The organism is Dietzia sp. B44 (assembly GCF_014145245.1).
Classification (GTDB): Bacteria; Actinomycetota; Actinomycetes; order Mycobacteriales; family Mycobacteriaceae; genus Dietzia; species Dietzia natronolimnaea.
In genome coordinates this window covers 1-1,567 of the sequence record NZ_JAALEF010000470.1, presented here as the reverse complement: position 1 = coordinate 1,567, position 1,567 = coordinate 1, and the positions used below count along the sequence as shown (strand labels likewise).

At 71.6% G+C, this 1,567-nt stretch carries 2 protein-coding genes; both read left to right on the top strand.

Features of this window, described 5'->3' with window-relative positions; genetic code table 11:
- The coding region (locus tag G6017_RS14320; RefSeq protein WP_182617962.1) for a glycosyltransferase family 2 protein at positions 1 to 619 on the top strand (619 nt) is incomplete at its 5' end.
- A gap of 81 nt (positions 620 to 700) precedes the next feature.
- On the top strand, positions 701 to 1,567 hold an 867-nt coding region (gene manB, locus G6017_RS14315; protein ID WP_347238019.1), incomplete at its 3' end, for a mannose-1-phosphate guanylyltransferase ManB.

Below are 1,567 nucleotides of genomic sequence, written 5' to 3'. Positions count from 1 at the left end.
CCAGGAGTTCGTGCTGGTCGTCAACCCGGACGTGTGGTTCGAGCCGGGTTCCGTGGACGCGCTGCTCGCCGCCGCCCACCGGTGGCCCCGGGCGGCGGCGTTCGGCCCGAGGATCGCGGAGACCGACGGTTCGGTGTACCCCTCGGCCCGCGCCGTGCCGCGGCTCGGCGCCGGTATCGGCCACGCCCTGCTGGGTCCGGTGTGGCCGGGTAACCCGTGGACCGCCAACTACCTCGACGACTCCGACATGGAGTCCGAACGGACCGCGGGGTGGTTGTCCGGGTCGTGCCTGCTGCTGCGACGTGAGGCGTTCGACGCGCTCGGCGGGTTCGACGAGAGGTACTTCATGTACCTGGAGGACGTGGACCTGGGGGACCGGCTCGGCCGGGCCGGGTGGCAGAGCGTCTACGTGCCGTCGTCGGTGATCCACCACGACCAGGGACACGCGGCCAGGACCGTGCCGGAGTTCACCCTCCGGGCACACCACAACAGCGCCTACCTGTTCCAGGCGGACAGGCATCCGGCCGCGTGGCAGGCACCGATACGCTGGGCGCTGAGGGCGGGTCTGGAACTACGGTGCCGCCTCGCGATCCGGTCCGCCCGGCGCGATCTTCGCTGACGCGCCGGACGAGACCATCCACCGGCCCGTGTGGGCCGCGCGAGCGCGCGGCCGGGGCCCCACGACATCGGGAGTAGGACTGTGACCTCGACGACCCCCTCCAGCGCCGAGCCGCGCGATCTGATCGCCGACACCGAGGCGGTGGTCCTGGTGGGCGGCAAGGGGACCCGCCTGCGGCCGCTGACCATCTCGGCGCCCAAGCCCATGTTGCCCACGGCCGGTCTGCCCTTCCTCACCCATCTGCTCTCGCGGATCCGGGCGGCGGGCATCCGGCGCGTGGTGCTGGGCACGTCGTTCAAGGCGGAGGTGTTCGAGGAGCACTTCGGGGACGGGTCCGACCTCGATCTGGAGCTGACGTACGTGGTGGAGACCGAGCCGCTGGGCACGGGCGGCGGCATCCGCAACGTCCTGGACGAGCTCACCGCCTCGACGATCATGGTGTTCAACGGCGACGTGCTGGGCGGGACCGATCTCACCCGGATCCTCGATCTCCACCACGCCAAGAGCGCGGATCTGACCATGCACCTGGTGCGGGTCTCCGATCCCCGTGCGTTCGGCTGTGTGCCGACCGATGAGGACGGCCGGGTCCTGGAGTTCCTCGAGAAGACGCAGGACCCGCCGACCGATCAGATCAACGCCGGTTGCTACGTCTTCCGGCGTGAACTGATCGCTCAGATCCCCGAGGGCGCCCCCGTCTCGGTGGAGCGCGAGACCTTCCCGCAGCTGCTCGCCGAGGGCAGGCGGGTCTACGGCTTCGTCGACTCGGCGTACTGGCGGGACATGGGCACGCCCGAGGACTTCGTCCGCGGGTCCTCCGACCTGGTGCGCGGCATCGCGCCGTCGCCCGCACTCGAGAGCCACCACGGCGAGGCGCTCGTCCACGACGGCGCGGGGGTCGGCGCCGGGGCGGTCCTCATCGGGGGGACCGTGGTCGGTCGCGGCGCCGAG